The 17,159-nt window shown below is 36.0% G+C and carries 15 protein-coding genes; 8 read left to right on the forward strand and 7 right to left on the reverse strand.

All coding sequences use genetic code 11. From position 1 onward, the window contains the following. Positions 1-42: 42 nt before the first annotated feature. The 3 genes from EWU22_RS05890 (at position 43) to EWU22_RS05900 (ending at position 2,838) form a co-directional block, all read left to right on the forward strand. The gene (locus tag EWU22_RS05890; protein WP_130924812.1) at positions 43-939 is read left to right on the forward strand and encodes a PIG-L family deacetylase; all 897 of its coding nucleotides are present in this window, start codon (positions 43-45) and stop codon (positions 937-939) included. A gap of 284 nt (positions 940-1,223) precedes the next feature. Then, positions 1,224-1,781 carry a hypothetical protein gene (locus EWU22_RS05895; RefSeq protein WP_130924813.1) on the forward strand — a complete coding sequence of 186 codons (558 nt, stop codon included), beginning with the start codon at positions 1,224-1,226 and terminating at the stop codon, positions 1,779-1,781. Positions 1,782-1,785: 4 nt separating this feature from the next. After that, the gene (locus EWU22_RS05900) at positions 1,786-2,838 is read left to right on the forward strand and encodes a DUF4407 domain-containing protein (RefSeq protein WP_130924814.1); all 1,053 of its coding nucleotides are present in this window, start codon (positions 1,786-1,788) and stop codon (positions 2,836-2,838) included. Between the two features lie 67 nt (positions 2,839-2,905). On the opposite strand, the gene EWU22_RS05905 is transcribed toward EWU22_RS05900, so the two are convergent. The 3 genes from EWU22_RS05905 to EWU22_RS05915 form a co-directional block, all read right to left on the reverse strand. After that, the gene (locus tag EWU22_RS05905; RefSeq protein ID WP_130924815.1) at positions 2,906-5,482 is read right to left on the reverse strand and encodes a zinc-dependent metalloprotease; all 2,577 of its coding nucleotides are present in this window, start codon (positions 5,480-5,482) and stop codon (positions 2,906-2,908) included. Between the two features lie 224 nt (positions 5,483-5,706). After that, positions 5,707-7,107 carry a S8 family peptidase gene (locus tag EWU22_RS05910; RefSeq protein ID WP_130924816.1) on the reverse strand — a complete coding sequence of 467 codons (1,401 nt, stop codon included), beginning with the start codon at positions 7,105-7,107 and terminating at the stop codon, positions 5,707-5,709. Between the two features lie 393 nt (positions 7,108-7,500). Continuing rightward, on the reverse strand, positions 7,501-8,745 hold the full coding sequence (locus EWU22_RS05915; RefSeq protein ID WP_130924817.1) for an alpha/beta hydrolase-fold protein: 1,245 nt from the start codon (positions 8,743-8,745) through the stop codon (positions 7,501-7,503). Positions 8,746-8,988: 243 nt separating this feature from the next. On the opposite strand from EWU22_RS05915, the gene EWU22_RS05920 reads away from it, so the two are divergent. The 5 genes from EWU22_RS05920 (at position 8,989) to EWU22_RS05935 (ending at position 11,896) form a co-directional block, all read left to right on the forward strand. Beyond that, positions 8,989-9,717, forward strand: a complete 729-nt coding sequence (locus EWU22_RS05920) for a hypothetical protein (protein WP_130924818.1) — start codon at positions 8,989-8,991, stop codon at positions 9,715-9,717. A gap of 136 nt (positions 9,718-9,853) precedes the next feature. After that, positions 9,854-10,291, forward strand: a complete 438-nt coding sequence (locus EWU22_RS05925) for a nuclear transport factor 2 family protein (RefSeq protein WP_161566800.1) — start codon at positions 9,854-9,856, stop codon at positions 10,289-10,291. A gap of 153 nt (positions 10,292-10,444) precedes the next feature. Next, the gene (locus tag EWU22_RS13465; protein ID WP_317046253.1) at positions 10,445-10,546 is read left to right on the forward strand and encodes a DUF2256 domain-containing protein; all 102 of its coding nucleotides are present in this window, start codon (positions 10,445-10,447) and stop codon (positions 10,544-10,546) included. Next, positions 10,521-10,814, forward strand: a complete 294-nt coding sequence (locus EWU22_RS13470) for a TIGR03643 family protein (protein ID WP_394364560.1) — start codon at positions 10,521-10,523, stop codon at positions 10,812-10,814. The genes EWU22_RS13465 and EWU22_RS13470 overlap by 26 nt, the downstream gene beginning before the upstream one ends. Next, the gene (locus EWU22_RS05935) at positions 10,811-11,896 is read left to right on the forward strand and encodes an FAD-binding domain-containing protein (RefSeq protein WP_130924821.1); all 1,086 of its coding nucleotides are present in this window, start codon (positions 10,811-10,813) and stop codon (positions 11,894-11,896) included. The genes EWU22_RS13470 and EWU22_RS05935 overlap by 4 nt, the downstream gene beginning before the upstream one ends. On the opposite strand, the gene EWU22_RS05940 is transcribed toward EWU22_RS05935, so the two are convergent. The 4 genes from EWU22_RS05940 to EWU22_RS05955 all read right to left on the reverse strand — a co-directional run bounded on the left by EWU22_RS05940 (position 11,844) and on the right by EWU22_RS05955 (position 17,003). Continuing rightward, complete coding sequence (locus tag EWU22_RS05940) at positions 11,844-13,340, reverse strand: cryptochrome/photolyase family protein (RefSeq protein ID WP_130924822.1); 1,497 nt, start codon at positions 13,338-13,340, stop codon at positions 11,844-11,846. The genes EWU22_RS05935 and EWU22_RS05940 overlap by 53 nt on opposite strands. A 59-nt stretch (positions 13,341-13,399) precedes the next feature. Then, positions 13,400-14,608: a nucleotidyltransferase domain-containing protein gene (locus tag EWU22_RS05945; protein WP_130924823.1), complete on the reverse strand. Its 1,209-nt coding sequence runs from the start codon at positions 14,606-14,608 to the stop codon at positions 13,400-13,402. 129 nt (positions 14,609-14,737) lie between these two features. Continuing rightward, the gene (locus EWU22_RS05950; RefSeq protein WP_130924824.1) at positions 14,738-16,633 is read right to left on the reverse strand and encodes an asparagine synthase-related protein; all 1,896 of its coding nucleotides are present in this window, start codon (positions 16,631-16,633) and stop codon (positions 14,738-14,740) included. A 73-nt stretch (positions 16,634-16,706) separates the two neighbouring features. Then, positions 16,707-17,003, reverse strand: a complete 297-nt coding sequence (locus EWU22_RS05955; RefSeq protein ID WP_130924825.1) for a lasso peptide biosynthesis PqqD family chaperone — start codon at positions 17,001-17,003, stop codon at positions 16,707-16,709. Between the last annotated feature and the right edge of the window lie 156 nt (positions 17,004-17,159).

Consider the following 17,159-nt stretch of genomic DNA (forward strand, 5'->3'; position numbering starts at 1 on the left):
TTACCCCTTATATATCATTATCCTTAAAGACCTATTTCATTTATGAAAATCATTTCTTGTCTCGCATTCCTTGTATTATTAAGTTTTGCTAGTCCCTTATTTGCTCAGGGCCCCAAAGTTTTGGTAGTAACGGCGCATCCAGATGATGAAACAGGGTTTTCAGTCAGTCTATTTAAAATCACGCATGAACTCAAAGGAATAGTTGATATGGCCGTGATGACAGATGGAGGAGGAGGCTTTGCCGATTCTCAATTAGGCGCCATGTATTATGGACTCAATTTAACCGATTCTTTGGTTGCTCGTACACATTTACCCCTGATTAGGAAACAAGAGATTTTGGATGCTGCTAAAATTATGGGCTTGCGAAATATCTATTTTATGGAGCAACCCGACGACTGGTATACCTTGGATCCAACACCTTATATATCGGGTAAAAATTGGGATATACCATTCATTGAGAAGCGTTTGGATTTAATTTTGGCTGAGCGTCAATACGATTATGTCATTACCATGTTGCCACATGCAGGTCAGCATGGCCACCATAAGACAGCCGTTTTAATGGCACTTCGCGCAGTTCAGCGATTCAAAGGACCTCATAAACCAATCATTATAGCGGGCAGTCCATTGTCTGCCAATGTCAAACCTGTTGAATTTGCTATGTTAGAAGGTTTTCCTGAAACTATGATCAAATCGAATGCTCCTACTTTTACGTTGAATCGGGCATTTCGATTTAAGGAAAATGATAAAGTAAGTTATAAAATTGTAGCAGATTGGGTTATTGCAGCTTATAAATCGCAAGGAGCCATACAAGAAAATGGTATCCATAAGACTGACTTTGAAGTATATCGCTATTTTGATATCAATGACTCTAAAGGTATTAAGCAGGTTCAGGACTTATTTCAACAATTGGCCAACAGTGGCTTTGCGGCTCCTAAATAGATTTAATTAGCTATTGATCTTCTTTTTCTCCTATTCGCAGGGATTTAAATAATCCTTGCCCGACAATTCTATTGGCTTTTTATTCGTTAGGTATGCACCTAATTGATTCAGGAAATTGCTCCTCGGTTGATTGGCCATTTTCATCCATGTAAATCAAGCTTTAGACTCGGAATGAGCCGTTTATACTAATTTTTATTTATTCGAAAATTTTATGACTTATTTAGTCAGTATTGTTCCTTTTCCACTAATTCAATCAACCTAACATTTTTAAAGAGCAAACCATTATGGGAATTTGGAATTATTTTTTTGGAGGGAATAAGTCTGAGGAAAAGACTATTCCTGATGTTGCATTGCAGGAAGAAGCGAATCGGATCGACCAGCGATTGAACCCTAGTTTAGATGTTCGAAAGCCGCATTTTGATGGTAGATCGGAATCAACCTGGCAACGGATTTTTGATCGAATTCGGCATGATTATGAAATGGAAGGTTACCAAGATGCCTTGACTACTGCCGATAATAAATACCGTGATGATAATATTTCTATTATTAAATTGGACTTACAGGCAGATATTCATGAGGCTGAAATTGCCATCAAAGAATACCTGAAGGAAATAGATTTTCATATTAATTCTAGAAGAAAGGCAGATTTACATGATTTAGTAGAAGAACTAGAATCCCGACGAGACATCTGTTTAGATCGATTAAAAATCATGGAAGAAATAAAAGTGGATGTTACCAATGAAACAGGAACTTCCATCCGCATTATATTGGCATACAAACGTGGTTTTAATAAGGGTTTAGCGGCTCTTTCCATGGCGAACATCATCAATCGTAACATCTAAACTTATGGAAAAGACCTTCATCCCCAAAGACTTATGGCTTCGTTTTGGATGTTTCCTATCGGGACACAATTACCAGATTTTGTCGGAATGCTCAGAAGCAAGTAAGCGAGATCAAAAGAAAATCACTTCTGCCTTAGTAATTATTACGCTCATTTGGTCCATTATTGGCTATATTTTCTCTAATAAGTACCTCAATTTTGGACCATGGTTATCTTTACTAGGTTCTGCTTTTATGGCGGTTTTGATTGTTCAGATAGAACGACAAATTATACTTTCTGCCAAATTGAATAGCTGGGCAAAGTTCTTTCGTGTGTTATTGGGAATTATTGTTGCTGTCATTGGAGCTAGTATCATCGATCAATATCTATTTGCCAATGATATTCAGAAAATTGCCCAAGCATCCGTCGAGGCAAAGGCATTAAAAGAAAGTAATATTGCCCGAAATGCTTACCAAACAGCTATTGCCCAATTGGATAGCACCATTATGGTAGAGAAATTCAATTACCAAAAAATACAAACTCAAGTATTGAAATTACCCGCTACGCTCGCTGGGGGTGGGGGTGGAAGAAAATACGATTCCGCAGGGAATTTGATAAGTGAGCAACAAAGTAGTCGGATTCCGAATCCAGAGATTTCCAATTTACGCGCCTTTCAAGCTTCAATTGCTTCCAAGATTAGTGTGTTGGAAAATGAGAAAATTCAGAAAGGACAGCAATATGCTGCGGAAGTTAAGAATAAAGCCAAAGAGATTTTAAATCGCAAACCTGGCTTTTTGTATGAGCTGAATGCTTTGATCAATTATTTGTTGGAGTTTGATCCTTATCCTACTGCATTAATCTTTTATTTGATCTGGTTCTTCTTTTTCTTACTCATAGAATCTTTAGTCTTAATTATTAAAAGCAATCATCATGAAAATGACTATGAGAAGGTGGTAGACTACCAACAAAATATTCGTATTCGTCGTTTAATGGCATTGGAGGATAAACGTAATGCTGCTTTGGGTTCAGAATCCATGATTAGTTCATCATCTAATTTAATCGATCATTTACCCAGATAGTCAATTTGGATGTACAAAAAAAGCCTCCCGAAATCTCAGGAGGCTTTTTTTATTGAAATGAAATCAATTATTTCTTAGGATCTAATGCTTTATCAATTCGAGCAATCAAATCCAATACATGTAATTTACTTAAACGATCAATGGTACCAGCTGAAGCAACTTTTAAACTATCTTTCAAGCTCAATAATTGTCCTCTCGCAATAGAAGGTAAATCGGTTTGGTTTAGATTGACCACTCTCGTTTTAAAGCCATAAGTAACACCTACAGGAATGGATCTAACTTGAGCTATTCCTGGATTCAATAAGGCAGCTACTTTATCAATGAATAGTTTCTGAAGATTTCTTCTGAAAATATCGATGGAAGCTTGGCTTTTTAATTCAGCAAAAATACCTAAACGTAAATCGGTCATTAATTCATCCACCGAATAATTGTTTTTATTGATCGACGAACCTTCCATTAAACGGACCATTCGGTCACCTACCAATAGATTACTTAAGGTGGCATCTTGCATGGATTTAATGGACTCTACTCCATTTTCAGGATTGATTTTGGCTAATATGTTTTGATCTAACAACCAAGTTGGAGTAGCAAATAATTGCTTATTTAAGAAGTTGACGGCATCTTTTTGTAAACTTTTTGGAACTATTTCAAATTGATTTCCAGTCATATCATAGGTTTTAGGATTGTCGTAAATACCTCCGACATTTTTGGTAACATGACCTAAATACCTTCTAAATTGCCCTGTAACATTGCTATATAATTCATCAAGTTCGGAATAGCTTTCGCCATTTTCCTTGGTCCAATCGATTAAATTCGGCAAGATTCTTTGTAAGTTTTTAATTCCATAAGTGGAGGCCACCATGGCATTATCACCAATATCTTCTGTTTGATAACGAGGGTCATATGGGCTAATCTCTGTTCCAAACCAAAGTCTACGGTTCTTATATGCTTCCTTAGTTAATTCATTTAGAATAGTCTTTTCTTCTTTTTCACTTTTGGCTTCGTCAAAATACGAATAACCCCATTTGATCGCCCATTTGTCGTAATCTCCAATTTTAGGGAATAAATGAGTTACGCCATCTTCCGGTTGAGCCACATAGTTGAAACGTGCATAATCCATGATAGAAGAAGTATGTCCGTTTTTCTCTTGAAAGTCTTTATCTCTTAATTTCTCTACTGGTGTAGCGGAACTTGCTCCCATATTGTGACGTAAACCTAGGGTATGGCCAACTTCATGAGAAGAAACAAAGCGGATCAATTCACCCATCAAAACATCATCAAATTGTTTTTTGCGAGCATTAGGGTCAACTGCCCCTGTTTGAACCATGTACCAATTTCTTAAAAGAGACATGATGTTATGGTACCAACCAATATGGCTTTCTAATATTTCACCCGTTCTAGGATCATGTACATTGGGACCATAAGCATTTTGAATATCGGCAGCAAAATACCGTACCACGGAGAATCGAGCATCTTCTAAGCTCATGCTTGGGTCATTTTCTGGCCAGTATTCCCCACGAATGGCATTTTTCCAACCAGCATGTTCAAAGGCCACTTGCCAATCATCAATACCTGCTTTGATGAATTTTTTCCATTTGTCTGGTGTAGCAGGGTCAATGTAGTAAACGATAGGTTTGATGGGTTCAATCAATTGTCCTTTTTTCTGTTTTTCGGCATCCTCTTTCGACTTAGGTTCAAGGCGCCATCTAACCGCAAAAACATCGGTATCTGCCTTTTGAGATTCCTCTTCAAATACGCCATATTGATTGGCAAAATAACCTACACGCGCATCAAAACTTCTTTTGCGCATGGGCTTCTTAGGTAAGGCAATCATGGATGTATTTAATTCCAACGTCAATAGTCCGGCATCGGCTCCAGCAGGCAAAATGGCTCCAATTCGAGGCACAGGGCTTAGAGAAAGCAGTGCAGGAACCGTTGAAAAGGTTTTCACAGTTCTGATTTCTGTATTGATTGGAAAGCTACTGATTTTTTGAATGAACGATTTGTCCTTTTGAAAAGCCTGAATACTCAACGTTTGTTTTTTTACAGGATCTAGAGAAAATGTCTGAATATCGGAATCGAAGGTACTCGTCATATCAATGACAAAAGCCATATCCTTTTTACCTGTTGAATCTTTTTTGATCGCCAATATTTCATATATACCAATAATGGGATTCGCTGAAGAATTTTTAACGGCTTGAGCTAAAGGCTTTCCTTCATCTGGAGACATGATAACGTAGCTGATTGAACGAAGCAATAAGTTATTATTATTTCCTTTCTCAAATTGAATCACTTGTCGGTTGACTTCTTCACCACCAAAAATACCTCCACCAGCAGGTGTTTTGGAAAAACGAGTGATGGTCATAATCTCTTGGTCGATGAGCGACGCTGGGATTTCAAATAGGTACTTCTGATCCATTTTGTGGACATCGATTAATCCTTTTTGTGTGACAGCAGTACTATCAACCACCTTATTATAAGGTTTAGGCCCTTTTTTGGCATCAGGTTTCGGAGCATCGCTACTTGGCGCAGCTGCCACAGGAGTTTTAGGCGGTTCCACTTTTTTATTGCTTTGAGCGAATGCGGAAGGAGTTAGACTCAACAGCGCAGCAGCTAATAGCAAATTCAGCTGTAATTTTTTCATGTATTTTTTAGTGTGTTTACAAGGAAATTCGTTTAAAACGACCGTTTCCTAAATGGAAGTTATCTTGTAATTTAAACAGGGTCATTTTACTTACCAAACCAGTGGTCATTTTTCCAGAGAATATTTTTTAAGTTCTGAATTGTTCCCATGCCTATAAAAATAAAAAGCCTCTCCTGTGAAAGAGAGGCCGGTAAAACACGGAAAATATTTTTAGCAATGTATCATTAGTAGAAACCTACAACTCCTACATTTAAACGTCCACCTGTACTGGTTTTACCACTTAGTGATGGCGTTGCTATGGTGTTATTAATAATGGCTTTTTTGATAACTTGAGATGCCGCTTGATTAGTGCTCGTTGGGTAATTTTTAGCAGCATAAAGTGCCACAGCCGCAGTCACGTGCGGTGTTGCCATGGATGTTCCGCTGTAGGCAGCATAACCTACTCCATTAGGTCCAGGAACGGTGGAAATGATGTTATCACCAGGTGCGCCTAATGCCACGGTTTTTACGCCGTAGTTAGACCAAGATGTTAATAATCCATTCACGTCGATGGCAGAAACAGCAATGACATTTGGGCTTAAATAACTAGCTGGGTAGTTAGGACTTGCATCGATGTTACTTCCAGCGTTTCCTGCCGCTGCAATGAAAAGTATACCAGCTTTATCTGCACGTTGAATGGCAGCTAATAATAATTTAGAATAACTTCCGCCACCCCATGAATTATTGGAAGCTACAATATTGATTTTTTTGTTCTTCTTTAAATTAGTTAAATAATCAATGGCTTTAATCGCATTGGAAGTAGAACCTCCGCCAATACCTAAAAACTTGGTTGGGATAATTTTGACATTCCAATTCATTCCCACCACTCCAATTGAATTATTGCCTAAACCACCAATGGTCCCAGAGACGTGAGTACCGTGGGCATCAACATTGTTTGTTGAAAGGCCATCGTAAACCGAAGCGTCATTGTTGGCGAAATCCCATCCACGTACATCATCAATGTAACCGTTTCTGTCATTATCTATTCCATCAACGATTTCATTAGGGTTGGTCCAAATATTATTGACCAAATCAGGGTGATTATACATGACCCCTTCGTCCACAATACCTACATAAACTGTTGAACGTCCCGTATTATTATTTGCCCAAGCTACATTGGCATTGCTACCATAGGTGCCATTTAAGCCCCATAATTGACCTGTACCGTAGAAATAGTCGTCTGGAGTCGTGGTAGTTTGTTGGTGTGTATATAGTTGATTGGGTTCTACAATTTCAATTAATGAATTTCCAGAAGCTCGGTTGATGGCTTCAATGGCATTAATATTAGTTTTTACCACGTAGAAACCTTCATCTCCCTCATCCTTCATTTCTTGAGTGATGATTTGTTCTTGTATGATTCCAGAAATGGCTTTTAATGCAGTTAATTTCCCAGATTCAGGAATCCCGCTTTTGAATTTGATTAATACTTCGTTTGAGATAACACCTCCAGCATTGGAATTTTGACTTAGGCCTGGAGCAGATGAATTGCCATTGTTTCCGTTAGGAGAAAGGGCTAATTCATCCAATTGCATCTGGCAGGAAAAGGTAAATGCTGCCAAAAGCACGATTGCAATTTTCAATTTCATTATTCGATTTTTTAAGGTTAGAAAGTTTCATCTTTAATCTAGAACACATCTTAATAAAATTCGAACACGTGGTAAATGTAATAATACATTTGGATTTATTTGAAATACAAATCTATTTTATCTTATTTTTTTACAATTTTTTAATTGAAATAGGGGTAAAATTGACATTAATCATAAAATTAATTCAAAGAATAAGTTTTTAGCTTACCATGTTCTGTATTTTAATTTAGATTCATAACTAATTATCTAAGCAATTTTTTTTTTTTGATTTCGTTTTTAAATTTAGAACATGTAAGAAATGAATACTTAAAATGATTCATGGTGTTTTTTCAAAATTAAAGCCTCTCATGTCGGACATAAGAGGCTTTGATTTTAATTATATAATTGTACTGTTTATTTACCTTTTTTCTGAGTAGCCATCCATTCCATAATACTTACAGGCTTTCCATTTATTTTTACTAAGGAACCATCAAAATCAGTTTTTGGTAAGTTCTCATGTAAATATACCCATGACCAATGACCATTATATTGAAACCCCTTTCCTCCGTAGAAATTAGTAATATCATTCACATGGTCATAGTAGGTAAAGTGTACATTTTTAGCACCTGCGGCCTGTAACCTTTTATAAACAGGTACAACTGTTAAATCAGGGATGGTAGTTGCATCATCTTTGGAATGAACAAACCAAATGGGAACCTGTTTGATTTTTTGAATGTCCGTATCTGTAATATATTCTGAGCGGTAAGCTAGAGCACTGATATAACCTGCAGCAAAATAGTCAGGGTAAAGTAATATCAACTTTAAGGCCATATATCCACCATTAGAGCAGCCTCCTACATAAATTCTAGTTGGGTCAATGTTGGGATTGGATTTAACGTAATCTTTAATCAAGGCCATTAAAGCTTCATTATAGACATCATTTTCTTTTCCTTGCGTGCTTATTTTTTGTGCATTATGCATCCAAGCACCAGGACACTGTGGAGATAAAACATAAGCTCCTTCAAAAATGGATTGAATCGGTTCAGCAGCATAATTCGCAGCTTTATTACCTAATAATGGAATAGTGGGGTCAAATCCTCCTTCTCCACCTCCATGTAACCAAATGATCAATGGTGCTTTATCTTTTTTGATTTTCGGACTAAAGCTGGCATATGACATGGTCAGTTGATCATTGAATTTATATTTTCCTGTCAAATCAAATTGATCAATCAATGGCATTATTTTTCCTGCATTCGTATCCCATACTTGTTGTGATTTTGCATGAACAATCGTCAATTGGTAATCTACCCAGACATTTCCTTTGCTTCGAAAATATTGAATGGGAGAACTAATGGGCAATTGAGGGCCTACTATCAAGACCAACGTGATATTTTTACCTGTTTTCACTCGATTGCCATTTTCATCAGAAACGTAGGCTCCTAGGACATCTCTTTTACCAGATGATTGTTCATCAGCTATGGGACCAGCAGTCGATTTCCTTGATGCAAAAACGGAATATTCCATCCCATTGACGATTGATGTAGTATCGGATAAAGAAAGTATGACTTTGTTGACACCTGCACCCCAGTCAAAGCCCTCTACAACAAGTTTATATGATCCAGTTGGTTTGGCCAAAGCCACAAAAGAGAATAAAGCCATTAAAAGCGTAAAAGAGGTAAGCTGTTTTTTTCATGGTGTGAGGTATTTTTTTTCAATGTAGTTAAAAATTGGAGATTTCATTCAGGTAAATTCAATAAAATAGAGAGCAATGATCTTTCATTTAGAACTGGAAGTTAATTCGTAATGTTCAGGTTTTCAATTTGTTATGACGATTTAATATTTTCCTCAGTTGTTGGAAAAATCAATATTTAAAAGAACATTTGATTTCAAAAATTAAATCAGATGAAAAAAGCCATTTTAATTTTGATTACTGCCATTATTTTTTGTCCCAAATATTCAAATGCTCAAAATAATACGGCTGCCATTGCAGGGGCAGCTGCCGTTGGAGCCATGGCAATTGGTTTGGGAATAGCCTCAATCGAAGAAATGAAAGAGCGTGCTGAATTGAGAGCTACTCAATGGATATTGTCGAACCATTCAGAACTTCAAAGCTTCTCGTTGAAAACATTGGATTTTGATGGTAAAAAGTTGAAAGACATGTCATCGACTTCTGTAATTACCTATAAAATTCAAGAATTTGTGCCTGCCGATAATCCTAAATTAGATGGGAAAAAACAGGTATTGATGGGCTTTACTAGTTATGGTTGGATTAGCGAACAAGGTGTTGATTTCAATAAAGTTCAATGGTTTTTAATTGATCGCCCGGAATGGGTAAATATGATGATTGCCTACTCTAAAGTAGCTTCTGGTGAAAAAAATGAAGGGGTTTTGAAAGAGAAATTAATGAATGGCCTAATCGTTAACAGAGGAATTCGTGTTAAAGGTCGAATTGAGATTCCATTTTATAAACTAGAAGAAGATATGTATTTAAGTACGGATTATTCTCCTGCTATGAAATTTATTTACAATGAAAGGTCCCTAGGTATTTTTTTGAAAGCGACTGCAAGCTTGGTGCAAATTCGTAGGGCCGACTTAATTAAAACACATGAATTCTTTTTTGATGGAAATTAACATTGGAATAGATATCGGCAAGAATTTATTGCTAATTACTTCTAAACTCCATAGATTTTAGAAAGGGATTTCAATAAATTACGAAACATTTCTATTTTAAGGAATGCGGCTAGAACAGACAAGAATACATCAATTTATGAGAAATTGCTTTTACTTAAGTTTACTATTTATACTGTTGGGATTGTCCGATTTGCATGCTCAAACTCCATTGGATAGCTTACATCAGCCTATTATTCGATTTTTTGATGGTTTTTCTCAATTGAATACTGCTTTATTTCGACAGAATACCACTCCTGATTTTATACTCTTAGAAGCTGGGATGATTTGGAACAATGATACTTTAGTCAATAAAGTAAAGCCTAATCCCACTATTGCGTATGAGCGGAAAAATAATTTTACTTTTTTAACGAGCGAGCAAAAAGGAGATGTGGCTTGGGTTACATATTGGAACCAAGCGGAGATTCGTCGGGGTGATCAAATCAGACATGCGCGTTGGTTGGAAAGTGCAGTTTTGGTCCGACAATCAGGCAGATGGAAAATTCGTTTGATGCATTCTACGCCAATGCCAAAGTAAATGTTGACTTTGTCGCATGTTAAAAGAATAATTTGTTGAAAATTCAAACCTTTTATCCTTGATCTAGTTTGAACATTGATTCATTTAATGAATGTCTCAATGAATGGATCCTAGTATATGCAAGGAGTTAAAAAGCAACATTTACCGGTTAAAATGTGCCCCATTTGCTTCAGGCCATTTTCTTGGCGCAAAAAATGGGAACGAGATTGGGATAAAATCGTGTATTGCAGTGAAAAGTGTAGAAGAAATAAATAAGTTAACAGAAGAAGATACCGACAGAATCATTCAGATGGCCTGGGAAGATCGTACCCCATTTGAAGCCATCGAATTTCAGTTTGGATTGAAAGAAAAGGATGTCATTGAATTCATGCGACTGCATAGCAAGAGGTCAAGTTTTCAGATGTGGCGCAAAAGGATGTCGGGTCGAATCACCAAGCATGTGCAAAAAAGAGTAAGTGTAGATCCTCGATTTAAATGTAGCCTACAAAGAAGTATTAGCCTCAATAAAATCAGTAAACGTTGATTGAATTCCCCACGAGTTTAGCTGCAGTACATGATCGAATTGATACTTTTGATCCTATTCACTATGCGCGTACAAGAAATTTCATTGATGGTGGAGTTTCTTCCCTTTCGCCTTATTTGTCTCGTGGATTTATCACGATAACCGAAATATATCGGCGATTGAAAAATCGGGGATTTAGCTTTTCTGAATTGGAGAAATTCATTCAAGAATTGGCATGGCGAGAGTATTATACGAAAACCTGGTTTCGATTGGGTGATGGTATTTTTCAAGATATCCGACATCCACAAGAGGGGGTGTTGCACCACGGAATTCCTGCAGCATTGGTTCATGCTCAAACGGGGATACAAGCTGTAGATTCTCAACTGGCGTATTTTGCTCAATCAGGCTATTTGCATAACCACATACGGATGTATATAGCGTCGTTGACTTGCAATGTGGCACATTATCATTGGTCTGCCCCAGCTACTTGGATGTACTATCATTTACTGGATGGGGATTTAGCTAGTAATGCACTTAGTTGGCAATGGTGCGCGGCTACTTTTAGCAACAAGCCCTATTATGCCAATCAAGAAAATGTCAATCATTTCACCCACAGTGAACAAAGAAATACGGTGATTGATTGTAGTTACGAGGATTTACCACAATTACCTGTGCCTGAGATATTGAAAAACGGGGTAGATTTTAAACCCCAAATGCCTGAAATTCCCTTTCAAATTCCGCAAATCAATACAGCACTTTCTACATTCGTGTATACCCATTATACCCTTGATCCTAATTTTCATAAAGGGGAGGAGGGGAATCGGATTTTGGTCATGGAGCCTTCCCATTTCAGACGTTTTCCCATGTCTCCCAATTCGATACAATTTATCATGGATTTGGCTGCCCAGATTCCCAACTTACAGGTTTATTATGGAGAATATGCAGATTTGGGTATCGAGGGAATATTTAGAGACCATCCTATCAATGCTCATTTTCGAGGGCAAAGGGAAGCATATCCTTTTCTAGCACCAGATTTGATGGGAGATTTCCCTAGTTTTTTTTCTTATTGGAATCCTCTGAAGAAGCTTCTGGAAAAAGAGTAAATAGATAGCTTTCTGCCTGTTGTAAATGCGACTCTTTCTTTTCGAAAGACATCTTGTCCCAAGTGCTAATGAGCATAGCCCATCTAGGATTCTTGGAGAAAGTAGCTCTTTGTTTATCTAAAAAACGCCAAAATAGTCCATCCCAAATAACTTGCCATGGACCTTTTTTATAATCACTCATTTTTAAAATGTAGTTGGATCCACATATATAGGGCTTTGTGGTCATCATGCCGCCATCACTAAATTGCGACATGCCATAGACATTAGGTACCATGACCCAATCGTAGGCATCTATGTACATTTCCATAAACCACTGATATACAGCATCTGGTTTAATTTCACAGAGTAACATGAAATTGCCTAGTACCATCAATCGTTCGATATGGTGGTTATAACCTGTTTTCAAAAGCTTTCGAATGGTCATATCCACAGGTTCTATGCCTGTAGAGGCTGAGTAAAATGCTTCTGGCATCTCATGCGTAAAATGCCAATAATTGGAAGTTCTTTGTTGCGAACCTATTTTTTGATACAGCAATTGGACAAATTCTCGCCAACCAATGATTTGTCGGATAACCCCTTCCAAACTATTCAATGGCGCATGAGTCTGAGCAATTTGAGATATAATCTTGGCAGGGTTCAAAAGCCCGACATTAATAAGTGGGCTTAGTACGCTATGAAATAAGGTAGATTCTTGAGCCAATATGGCATCTTCATAAATTCCGAAAAGGGAGAGTCGTTCTTGAATAAAAATTTCCAAAGCTATTTGAGCTTCCGCATGCGTACATGGATAGTAAGCGTTCAGAAATGGTTTCTCTAATGTTCCTTGATTGATAGAAAAATGTGTTTGAATATATTGAATAGCCTCTTGAATATATGGATTGGTAGAGGGGTTAGGAAAAGGCTGTGGGATATAGGTGTTTTTGGGTATTTTTTTTCTGTTTTCGGCATCAAAAGACCATTGACCACCTAAAGGATTTTGTTGCTCATCTATTAGTATTTGAAGATTTTTTCTTTGTTGGATATAAAAAGCCGTTTGGAAATAGGTTTTTTTATTCCCCAAAACTTGAGCATCCTGATTCAAAAAATTGGGACTAGGGATTCTATTTTTGGGTACTCGACAAATACGATGTATCCTTCTTTCCAGCAAATAATCATGGGTGTCAAAATAGCTCAACTCAGTTAATCCATCATTTTGTAAAGATGACAGAAGCTCAATAATGTCTGATTTAGGATCGTTCGCTTCAATATATAGAACCTGAAATCCATGTTGTGTTAATAAATCAGCAAAATAGCGCAGGCTAGCACGGTGAAATAGGAGCTTCTGTTGATGAAAATTATATTGTTTGAAAAATAGATCGGATTCAATCAAATAAAATGTTTGATCACGAGGCAATACCAATGCTTCTTCAAATAACTGATGGGGGAAAATTAGAAAAGCTTTCACAGCAGGGTAGTTGAGGGTCTGCAATGAGAACTATTGAAATTAAGAAGATGTTTTGAAAGCTATTGGTTATTGGAAAATTGTTCTTTTATCATGCGAATGGGTTTAATCACATAATAGACAAAGTGAAAAGGTTTTGGCAATGGTAAAAATAGGTAATCTTTGATATTGGGTTTTAGAATCAGATTGATGTGTCGAAATAGGAGATTTATTGCTTTTGATTTGGCATCTAATAATAAAATCCGTTTGATCATGAAATAATAAAAATAGGCTATCGTCGACTTTTTGTTTACCCAATTTTCATTAGAAAGAAGTGAATCAATAAAAAATCGTTGAGTCTTTTTGGGAATCTCAATGGGAAAATGTTGAGGGATTTGAATTCCAAATAAATGAACAATGATATTCCCTGCCATTTCATACGAATGTTTAAGGCCGATTTTTTCAAAATGCTGATAAAGTAAATTCCATTGCTTCTCTTCTAATTTTTGCGCTGCTTGAGCAATGTCGATAAAGTTTCGCAAGAAGTTGAAAACATCTTTTCCAGCATGATGAAACAAGACTGCTAAAAAATGAGATTCATTTGTCAATCTGAATATTTTATCTTGGATTAAAGTGTGTTTTTCAGAATCTTTATTCAGCAATTGAGTGACTTCATTTGAATATAAAAGCTCAGAATTTCCAATACACCAATGTAGCTCCACATGGTAGAGTCTTTGTCCATTTTGATAAAAATCTAGGTTATATTCGTTTTCCTTTGATTTTAAGTTATCCCAACCATGTAATAATTCCATTTCATTTTCGGGGAGATAACTTTCTTTTTTAAGTATTGCGATGCAAGCTTGTAAGTCTTCCCAGTTGATTAATAAGTCAATGTCACATGAAATTCTGGAGACCAGATTTCCATAGAATTGTTGAGAAAAAGTAGCTCCTTTGAATGGAATAGCTTGAATGTTAGCACTTTGGAATAGTCGAATGATTCTTTCTGCCTCTTGGGTGAGTTGCCAGTTTCTTAATGTGATTTGTTGAAGTCTACTTTTTAATTGGTTTAATTCCGTAAACCTTTCACCACTCTGTAAAATGGATTGATATACGATGGGTGGAACTTTATGGTATTCTGAGTAACTACTAAATTTTGCCCAATCAATTGGATTAGACTGTATAAATTGGCGTATTTCATTAACATGAGAGGTTTTGAAATGACATCTAATACATAGCATAATGAGTGCCATTTCTACATCATATTCACTCTTTATTTCCTCTATAGATATCATCTTTATCCGGTTTTCAAAAATCTAATTATACTTTATTTCGCTATCCATTTTACTATAATAAGCACGTAATCAAGTTTTTGTGCTTATTGTGTAGACTTAGGTTTGAGGTCAATTACTTGCCCCAATTGATTAGTCGAATTTTTTTAGGAATCGAGCGAATTGAATGGATTTTAAAATTTTTTGTTGCTTTTCAAAAGTTGACCCATTTTCTAAATCGGCATGAAAAATGGGCAAATCTGCTTCTAATTGTTTCAAATCAAAATAGTGATTGGCCATTGAACTTTTTTTAATTGTATCTAGTATTTTGAATAAGTCACTTTCGTTTTCTAAAATCCTAGGAGTTAGGTCTGAGTTTTGAAGACCTTTTTTATTGGAGAATAATACTGAATCAGGTAATTTATTTCGCATCATATTTTTAACAAGCATACGATATTGGTAATGCGAATCGATAAACTCTTCATTGGGTATTCTGAAAAAGTAATTGACTAAATCAATGTCACAGGTAGGATCTCTTAATTCAATCCCATAATATTGTCCAAAAGTTGCTCCCAACAAACTACGAGGTATATACAATTGGATTAATCTTTGTTTAGCTTCATAGCCTGAAGAGTAGACTTTGAGAAAACTAGTTCCATTTTTTTCTAAATCATTTATGATATCATAGTCCTCTAAAACAGTTGAATTTATATATTGACTTTGTACATAGTTTTTTAAACTAGGGTCTTTCTTTTCCCCAATTTTTTTGAGGTATTTATATACAATGGGTTTAACCAATTGGCTTTTAAAATACCTGTAGGGGTGGTTCAATAACCTTTCCCAAGAATGCTTAAGTAGATAATCTTCACCTGTATATGATACAGAACCATTTCCTCCCTCTCCTGTCAAAATGGTGCCAAATCCATCTTTAGCACAGTTTTTGTAAAGGTCTATGATCCAAAAAATATTACTTGCTGCATGTACCGGGCCATCTAAGATATCTAGACCAATTTCAAGGCCATCAATGGGCGAAAAATCACCAGCAGATAAGTAATGGGCCTTGATATTACCTGAAGTATCCACGATTGATTGGATATTGGAGTGTTCATTTAATTCCCTGAGCGAGGAGAGTGGGTGCTTTTGAAGCCAGTCTGTATAATGAGGTACGTGACTATAGGTATTTAGTTGTTTACCTTCTTGTTTGAGAAGTTCTGCTGCGATATAACTGACGCTACTACTATCTAGTCCGCCGCTTAACATGGATGCAACGGGTTTGTAACTTCTTAAACGTCTTTTTACGGCAACTTGGAATATTTCAACTATCTCATGTAAATAGTCTTGTTTATTTTTATAATGGATTTCTTGGACATTTTGTGGAGGCCAATATTTTTTTAAGGATTTTTCTTGATGTGATAAAAATATAGAAAAGCCGTTCGGTAAGTAGTATACGTCTTTGTAAAAAGTCAGACCTTCTTCCAACTTCTCTTCAAATTTCCAAATACTTAAATATGAAATGAAGTAGAATTCATTTAATCGAATGCTGTATTTGGGTAACTGAAGGATGGATTTGATGGAAGAGCTGAATGCAAAAAACTCTTTTGACTGATAATAATAGAGGGATGTATAACCCATGACATCTCGGGTTATGAATAGTTTTTTAGATTCGTAATGGTACGCCGCTAAGCTCCATTCGCCTTTTAAATGTAGTTGAACCTGATCTCCATATTTTAGATAGGCTTGTAGCATAATAAATGAATCCGAAATTTCATCCCCTTTGCCTAAAGCTAAGCTATAAATTAATTCTTCTCTATTGTCTATTCTACCTTGAGAAACAAAAAGTGTGTCAATTTCACTTAAATACAAGGGGAGTACATCATATACATCTTCTTCAGTACCATAAGTAAGCTGTTTAGCAAAAATGGCTTCCTTGTTTTTATTGATTTTGATTTTTTCATGAGGCATATTTTTTAGTGGTTCAAGCATTTTACTCATGCATGAATCATCCGCATTTTCTTGATCAAAATAGACTAATCCCAATAATAAACTCATGGCAATGAAAATAAGGGTATAATATAATAAAGCGATTTAATGCTAAGGAAGTCCTAATGAAACTTATAGAAGTTTAGGATTCGATAATTAATAAATCATGAAGGATTAAAGTATTCAAAAATTCCAATACATGCGTTTGACATGCTTGTTCTTCAACATCGTATTTGAAGAGTAAAGCTTGAATTAAATCATGAATGGTAATTGGATTTTTTATTAAATCCCAAATAGCAGTTCCGATTCGATTTAAATTAAGATAATTCCCATTTTTTAAGTCCATAATGACAACTTCATCATGCAATACATTACTCATGATGTGGGAACTGTTAGAAGAAATGATAGTAGTGAGAGTTAGCTCAGTAGACGGATGCATACTTAGGGAATTAAATAGGTTTTCTAGAGAATAATTTTCCTAGTCCAATCGAAAGAAAGTATGTCTTTAATGAATGGTACAAGGAAATAATCAATTGGTTAAAGTTATTAATATATTATTTAATTTCTATCTTGGAACGATATCAAAGGTCTATTT

This window comes from Aquirufa nivalisilvae, from assembly GCF_004307455.1.
GTDB classification, from domain to species: Bacteria; Bacteroidota; Bacteroidia; order Cytophagales; family Spirosomataceae; genus Aquirufa; species Aquirufa nivalisilvae.

Coding starts and splice junctions, on each gene's coding strand:
- EWU22_RS05910 (WP_130924816.1), bottom strand. CDS start 7,107: ATGAAATTGAAAATTGCAATCGTGCTTTTGGCAGCATTTACCTTTTCC.
- EWU22_RS05915 (WP_130924817.1), bottom strand. CDS start 8,745: ATGGCTTTATTCTCTTTTGTGGCTTTGGCCAAACCAACTGGATCATAT.
- EWU22_RS05900 (WP_130924814.1), top strand. CDS start 1,786: ATGGAAAAGACCTTCATCCCCAAAGACTTATGGCTTCGTTTTGGATGT.
- EWU22_RS05955 (WP_130924825.1), bottom strand. CDS start 17,003: ATGCATCCGTCTACTGAGCTAACTCTCACTACTATCATTTCTTCTAAC.
- EWU22_RS05950 (WP_130924824.1), bottom strand. CDS start 16,633: ATGAGTTTATTATTGGGATTAGTCTATTTTGATCAAGAAAATGCGGAT.
- EWU22_RS05920 (WP_130924818.1), top strand. CDS start 8,989: ATGAAAAAAGCCATTTTAATTTTGATTACTGCCATTATTTTTTGTCCC.
- EWU22_RS05895 (WP_130924813.1), top strand. CDS start 1,224: ATGGGAATTTGGAATTATTTTTTTGGAGGGAATAAGTCTGAGGAAAAG.
- EWU22_RS05905 (WP_130924815.1), bottom strand. CDS start 5,482: ATGAAAAAATTACAGCTGAATTTGCTATTAGCTGCTGCGCTGTTGAGT.
- EWU22_RS13465 (WP_317046253.1), top strand. CDS start 10,445: ATGTGCCCCATTTGCTTCAGGCCATTTTCTTGGCGCAAAAAATGGGAA.
- EWU22_RS05945 (WP_130924823.1), bottom strand. CDS start 14,608: ATGATATCTATAGAGGAAATAAAGAGTGAATATGATGTAGAAATGGCA.
- EWU22_RS05925 (WP_161566800.1), top strand. CDS start 9,854: ATGAGAAATTGCTTTTACTTAAGTTTACTATTTATACTGTTGGGATTG.
- EWU22_RS05890 (WP_130924812.1), top strand. CDS start 43: ATGAAAATCATTTCTTGTCTCGCATTCCTTGTATTATTAAGTTTTGCT.